6 protein-coding genes are annotated in these 6,174 nt (G+C 68.0%); all 6 read right to left on the reverse strand.

All coding sequences use genetic code 11. The features are described from left to right. On the reverse strand, positions 1–691 hold a 691-nt coding region (gene xth, locus QZ847_RS05130), incomplete at its 3' end, for an exodeoxyribonuclease III (protein WP_294353810.1). Between the two features lie 11 nt (positions 692–702). Then, entirely contained in the window at positions 703–1,035 is a 333-nt protein-coding gene (locus tag QZ847_RS05135) for an iron-sulfur cluster assembly accessory protein (RefSeq protein ID WP_294353813.1), read from the reverse strand. 108 nt (positions 1,036–1,143) lie between these two features. Further along, positions 1,144–1,866, reverse strand: coding sequence for a M23 family metallopeptidase (locus QZ847_RS05140; protein ID WP_294193076.1), 723 nt, complete (start codon positions 1,864–1,866; stop codon positions 1,144–1,146). A 125-nt stretch (positions 1,867–1,991) separates the two neighbouring features. Then, complete coding sequence (locus QZ847_RS05145; RefSeq protein ID WP_294353815.1) at positions 1,992–2,786, reverse strand: ferritin-like domain-containing protein; 795 nt, start codon at positions 2,784–2,786, stop codon at positions 1,992–1,994. After that, a complete protein-coding gene (locus QZ847_RS05150) occupies positions 2,783–3,229 on the reverse strand; it encodes a peroxiredoxin (RefSeq protein ID WP_294353818.1) in 447 nt (148 codons plus the stop codon). The genes QZ847_RS05145 and QZ847_RS05150 overlap by 4 nt, the downstream gene beginning before the upstream one ends. Further along, complete coding sequence (locus QZ847_RS05155) at positions 3,222–5,855, reverse strand: bifunctional [glutamine synthetase] adenylyltransferase/[glutamine synthetase]-adenylyl-L-tyrosine phosphorylase (RefSeq protein ID WP_294353821.1); 2,634 nt, start codon at positions 5,853–5,855, stop codon at positions 3,222–3,224. Before QZ847_RS05155 ends, QZ847_RS05150 begins: the two co-directional genes overlap by 8 nt. Positions 5,856–6,174: the final 319 nt, after the last annotated feature.

Below are 6,174 nucleotides of genomic sequence, written 5' to 3' on the forward strand. Positions count from 1 at the left end.
GCAACCGGTCGGCGACTGCCGGGCTGAGCAACAGGTGATCGATGCGGAACCCTGCGTCACGCTGCCACGCCCCCGCCTGATAGTCCCAGAACGTCCACACGCCGCCGCGCGGGTGGCGGCTGCGCAGTGCATCGGTCCACCCCTGTGCCACCAGCGCGCGGTAACCATGCCGGCTTTCCGGCTGCATCAACGCGTCGCTCGCCATCGCTGAGACGGAGAAAGTATCGTCGTCGTTGGGGATGACGTTGTAATCGCCCGCCAACAACGCCGGGACCTCGCTGTCGAGCAGCACTTGCGCGCGCGCACGAAGGCGGTCGATCCAGCGCAGCTTGTAATCGAATTTGGGTCCCGGCTGCGGATTGCCGTTGGGCAGGTAGATCGACGCGACGACCAACCCATCGACCCCGCATTCCAGATAGCGGCTGTGATCGTCCTCGGGCTCGCCCTCCAGCCCACGCTGGCGCTCCACGGGGTCCTGCCCGCGCGCGAGCACCGCGACGCCGTTGAACCCTTTCTGCCCATGCCAGACCGCGCCGTAGCCGGCATCGCGGATTGCGGCCTCCGGAAACGTCTCGTCGGACGACTTCAGCTCTTGCAGGCACACCACGTCGGGCTGCTGCTCGGCTAGATACTCAACCAGACGCTCAAGCCGCGCCTTGATCCCGTTGACGTTGTAGGTGACGATTTTCACGCCACGAAGCCTTACACCGAGAAGCTGGTCCCGCAACCACAGCCTGACGCGGCGTTCGGATTGCTCACCTGGAACGACGCGCCACCGAGCGACTCGACGTAATCGACTGCGCAGCCGCGCACGAGATCGAGGCTGACATCGTCGACGACCAGACGAACGCCGTCGGTCTCCGCAACGGTGTCGGTCGCGTCAGGCGCGTCGGCGAAGCCGAACTTGTATTGAAAGCCCGAACACCCCCCGCCCTCTACCGAGAGACGCAGGATCGCGGGCTTGCCCTGCCTGGCGGCGATGCTGGAGACGCGGGCCGCAGCGGCGGGGGTCAGCGCGATATCGGGTGCGAGCATTGCCATACGCTTCATGTAAGCGGGGCCGGCTGCACCCGCAACCGACCCCGCCCGTGCCTCACGTGGAGGCGAAGTTGACAAAGTTGAGGTTCAACCGGCCCTGATCGTTCAGTCCTGCGGCGCAGGACCGCTGGTTGACACCGGGATCACGCCAACCGAGCGATCCTGCGCGGCGAGCAGGTAATCGGCAGTGGTCAGGAACGGGATCGGATTGACCGCGTGGCCATCGATGCGGACTTCGTAGTGGAGGTGCGAGCCGGTCGAGCGCCCGGTCGAGCCCATCAGCGCAATCATCTGCCCACGCTTCACGCGCGCATTGTCGGCGACGATGATGCGTGACAAGTGGCCGTAGCGGGTCGCGATCCCCTTGCCGTGGTTAATCTCGACCAGATTGCCGTAGCCGCCCTGACGTCCGGCGTGGCTGACGATGCCGTCGGCGGTGGCGTAGATCGGCGTGCCGATCGGACCGGGAATATCGACCCCGGCATGCATCGCAGCGGTGCCGCGGAACGGGTCGGAGCGGATGCCGAAGTTGCTGGTGAACTTCAGGCTCGACACCGGCTGAACCGAGGGGATCGCGATCGCGCCGGTGTTGCCGCCGTCGAGCTTCTTCCAGCTCATGAACAACGATCGGAACTGCGCGTCGGCAGCGATGTCGCTGCGCGCTTCGGGGCTGGTCGCGCCGATCAACGGACCGCCGGCGGGGACGTGGTTCTGGGTTGTCGCGACCGGCTGGAAGCCCGCGGGCGCTTCGGCAGCCGCGACACCCGAAAGCGCCAGACCGGCCACCGTCATCACCGCCGCGGCGGACGTCAAAGCGAGCTTAATCATCAAACCCCATCGTCGATCGATCAGCCGCGCGCCTGCCCGGTAAGGTCAGCGCCCGCCCGCGTGAATGAACCTGGATCGGTAGGGACCCCCCGGCCGTCCTGATGGCAGCTTTGTGGCGCATTGTGTCATTCCGAGGCAAGCCCGCCCCAATATTCGCGCGTCAGACCGGCCAAGGTGCGCGCCGAGTCGTTGAACGGCGGCCGGACGAGCCCGCGAAAATGCCGCTCGATCAACGCGCGCCAGTGCGTCGGCGGGGTCAGCCCTTGCTCCGCGCAGGCCCACTCGAACCACCTCGTGCCGAATCGGACGTGGCGAATCTCGTCGGTATAGATGCGCTGCAGGATGCGCGCGCCCGCTTCGTCGCCGCTTGCACGGAACCGTGCGATCGTCGTCGGGGTCACATCCAGCCCGCGCGCCTCCAGCACCATCGGCACCACCGCAAGCCGCGCGAGCGGATCGTCTGCGGTCCGCGCCGCGGTTTCCCACAGACCGGCATGCGCGGGCAGCGCCCCGTAGAAGGAGCCGAGCGCGCGCAGGCGGCGGTCGAGCAGCGCGAAGTGCATCGCCTCGTCCGCGCCGACCGAAATCCAGTCGTCTACGAACGCGCGCGGGAAGCCGGCGCCGAACCGCCCGGCCATGTCGAACGCCAGATCGACCGCGACGAACTCGATATGCGCCAGCGCGTGAAGCAATGCGATCCGCCCGCGCTCCGACCCCGCCTTGCCGCGCTTGGGCATCTTGCCGGGCGGCAGCAGTTCGGGACGCGGCGGCCAGGCAGGCTTGGCGGGCATGGCGACGTCGAACGCGTGGTCGAGCATACCTTTACGCCACGCGCGCGCGACCCGCCTCGCCGCCTTCAGTTTGGCGACCGGTGCGGATGTTGTCAGGACTTCGCGACAGGCTTCTGCAACGCTGGTCAAAGCCGTCGCGCGGCCTCGAGCACGGCCACGGCATGGCCCGGCACCTTTACCTTGCGCCACTCAGCCGCAAGCCTGCCGTCGCGGTCGAACAGGAAGGTCGCACGCTCGATCCCCATATAGGTGCGACCGTACATCTGCTTCTCGCCCCAGACGCCGAACGCCTCGGTCACCTGGCCGTCGAGGTCGCTGGCGAGCGCGACGCGCAGATCGTGCTTGGCAGTGAACTTCTCATGTTTGGCGATGCTGTCGCGCGACACGCCGAGCACGTGAACGCCCGCGCCGGCGAAATCGTCGGCCAGCGCGGAGAAATCCTGCGCCTCGCGCGTGCAGCCGGGCGTGTCGTCCTTGGGATAGAAATATACCACCAGCGGGCGCGGCAGGTCGAGCAGCCGCAGCGGTTGTCCATCGACGCCGGTCGCCGCCACATCGGGTAACTCATCCATCGACCAACTCCTGCCAGCAACGCGCGACCTCCTCGCGTACGGCGGCGAAGCTGGCAAGCACCGCCGCCCAGTCGGGCAGCTTCAGCGCCTGCGCGATCAGCGACCGCGTGGCCTCCGCGCTCGGCTCCGCCGCGTCGGGGGCGACCAGCCGCGCGGTAACGAGCAGCCGCGTGAGCAGGTCGTGCGCGTCACGCAGCGTGGCCGGGACACGGCCGGCGGCAATCAGCCGGTCGAGCGCTTCGCCCAGATCGGGGCTGAAGCCGCTCCGCGTCACCAACTGCACGACGTGGGTGGTGAACTCCAAGTCGACCAGTCCACCGGGCAGCAGCTTGGCATCGAGCGGCCCCTGCGGCGGCTTGTGCGCCGCCATGTCGGCGCGCATCGTGCGGGCATCGGCGACGATGTCGCGCTCGGTACGACCTCCCGTCAGAACGTCGGCGATCACGGCATCGAGCGCGGCGCGGGCGTCGGTAGAACCGAACACGGGGCGCGCACGCGTGAGCGCCATATGCTCCCACGTCCACGCCGACTCGCGCTGGTAGCGGGCGAACGACTCGAGCGTGACGGCGAGCGGACCTTGCGTACCCGAGGGGCGCAGCCGTGTATCGACCTTGTAGAGCGGCCCCGCAGCGGTCGCTACCGACAGCGCCGCCGCGACCCGCTGCGCAAGGCGATTGTAATATAGCGTCGCACCGAGCGGCTTCGCCCCGTCAGACTCGGTCAGGAAATCGCCGGTGAACAGAAAGATCAGATCTAGGTCCGACGCGTGCGTCAGCGCACCACCCCCAAAACGGCCGAGTGCCAGGATCAGCAGCTCGCTACCCGGCACGCAGCCGTGCGCACGCGCGAACTCCGCGACGGTCGCCTCCGCCAGCACGCACAAGGCGGCCTCCGCGACGCGGGAATAATCGGCGGCGACCTGCAACGGATCGGCGGCGGCAGCGACCAGTTGCACGCCGAGCGCGAAACGCTGCTCCCCCACGACGCGCCTGACATGGTCGAGCAAGGTCTGGTAATCGGCCCCCGCCTCGACCCGCCGCATCGTACGCGCGAGTTCATCAACCGATCCGACTCGATCGAGCGCGCTCGCGTCGATCAATCCGTCGAGCAGGTCGGTCCGCCGCGTCATTTCTTCCGCCAACGTCGGCGCGTGGCTGAGCACCCGCGCGACGAGTGCGGTGAGCGCGGGCTGCGCCTCCAGCAGCCGGAAGAAATTGATCGCACTCGGCAACTGCTCGATCACGCGGTCCAGTCGCTCGACCGCGGCGTCCGGCACCGGCGCTATGGCGAGCGCGCCGACGAGTTCTGGCAGCACCGCCTCCAGCGCCGACTGCGCCGCGGGGCTGCGCAGCGCCGGGTAGCGTCGCTCACGCCAATCGCCGATCCGCGCGGCCACCGCGGCGCCATCGACGAAACCCGCATCATGCAGCCGCTCGGCGAGCGCAACCGCATCGTGCGGCAGTTCGCCGCGCGTCGTCGGCGCCAATTGGTCGAACGTCGCGGCCACGCGCGCCACGTGGGGTCGCAGCAGGTCGAGCAGCGCGCCGCCATCTGCCAGACCGTGCAGCCGCGCGACCCGGTCGAGCGCATCGCCGCTCGGCAAGGCGTGCGTCTGGCGATCGTCGATCATCTGCACGCGGTGCTCGATCGTGCGCAGCAGCGTATAAGCCTCCGCCAGCGCCGCGGCATCCGCCTCGGGGATACGTCCGGCCGCCGCCAGCGCCGCCAGCGCGTCGCGCGTCGCGGGCGCGCGCAGGGCCGGATCGCGACCGCCGTGAATCAGCTGGTGTATCTGCGCGAAGAATTCGATCTCGCGGATGCCGCCCCTACCCCGCTTGAGATCATAGCCGGGGCCGAATGACTGACCCTGCGCGTGATGGTCGCGGATGCGCCGGGTGATGTCGAGGATCTCGCCGACTGCGCCGAAATCAAGGCTTCGGCGCCAGATGAACGGACGGATCGTGTCGAGGAAGCGCTGTCCCAGCGCCACGTCGCCGGCCGCGGCGCGCGCACGGATAAAGGCGGCGCGTTCCCACGGCAGCGCCTGCGACTCGTAATAAGCGATCGCCGCGTCGACCGGCACCGCGAGCGGCGTGATCTCCGGCGACGGGCGCAACCGCAGATCGACGCGAAGGACATAGCCGTCAGCGTCGCGTGTCTGCAGCAGTTCGAGCATGCGCCGCGCGATGCGGACGGCGGCGTCGCCCGGCTCCTCGCGCGGCCGACACGGCAGCGTCGCGGAATCGTAGATCAGGATCGGGTCAATGTCGGAGGAATAATTGAGCTCGAAGCTACCCTGTTTGCCGAGTGCGAGTGCGGCAAAGCCTCGTTGCGGGGCATCGGGCGTACGCTCGGCGATCGCGGTGCGGATCGCGGTGTCGAGACTGGCATCGGCGAAGTGCGTCAGCCGCTTCGTCACCGCCGTCAGGTCGAGCTGGCCAGCAAGATCGCCGAGTGCCACCTCGCGCGCAACGCGGCGGCGCTCCACGCGCAAGCGCTTCGGAACAGGCAGCGCGTCCGCTTCGGCAAGCAACGCCTCGTCAGCGTCGGCGCGCGCAATCAATCCAGCGAGGAAGGGCGCGTGATCGATCGCGCGAATGCGGGCGTCTTCGTATGAGGCGTGCATCGGTAGCGCATAGCGCAACGCGTGACCAACACGTCAACTCAATAGCCAAGCCAATCAGTGGGAGTGCTGCTAGCACGACAGCAAATGCTGTCGGTCAGGCTAACCCGCTTGAACCATCATCAATGGGCTAAACGCCAGTGATAGTCGTGATCCGATGGCGTGCGGACTTTTGATGAACTCGGGCGTCCTCATCGTTCGCGCGCGAGTTCGTCGACTTCACCCATGATCGAGTCGAGCGTGGAGCGGCCGTTGTCGCTCTCATGGTCGCGACGAGACTTGAGCGTGCCATCGCTCAGCAACGCCTCGAGCGCGACACGGC

The sequence above is a fragment of the uncultured Sphingomonas sp. genome (assembly GCF_913778135.1).
In the GTDB taxonomy this organism is placed as follows: Bacteria; Pseudomonadota; Alphaproteobacteria; order Sphingomonadales; family Sphingomonadaceae; genus Sphingomonas.

Coding starts and splice junctions, on each gene's coding strand:
- QZ847_RS05135 (WP_294353813.1), bottom strand. CDS start 1,035: ATGCTCGCACCCGATATCGCGCTGACCCCCGCCGCTGCGGCCCGCGTC.
- QZ847_RS05140 (WP_294193076.1), bottom strand. CDS start 1,866: ATGATTAAGCTCGCTTTGACGTCCGCCGCGGCGGTGATGACGGTGGCC.
- QZ847_RS05150 (WP_294353818.1), bottom strand. CDS start 3,229: ATGGATGAGTTACCCGATGTGGCGGCGACCGGCGTCGATGGACAACCG.
- QZ847_RS05155 (WP_294353821.1), bottom strand. CDS start 5,855: ATGCACGCCTCATACGAAGACGCCCGCATTCGCGCGATCGATCACGCG.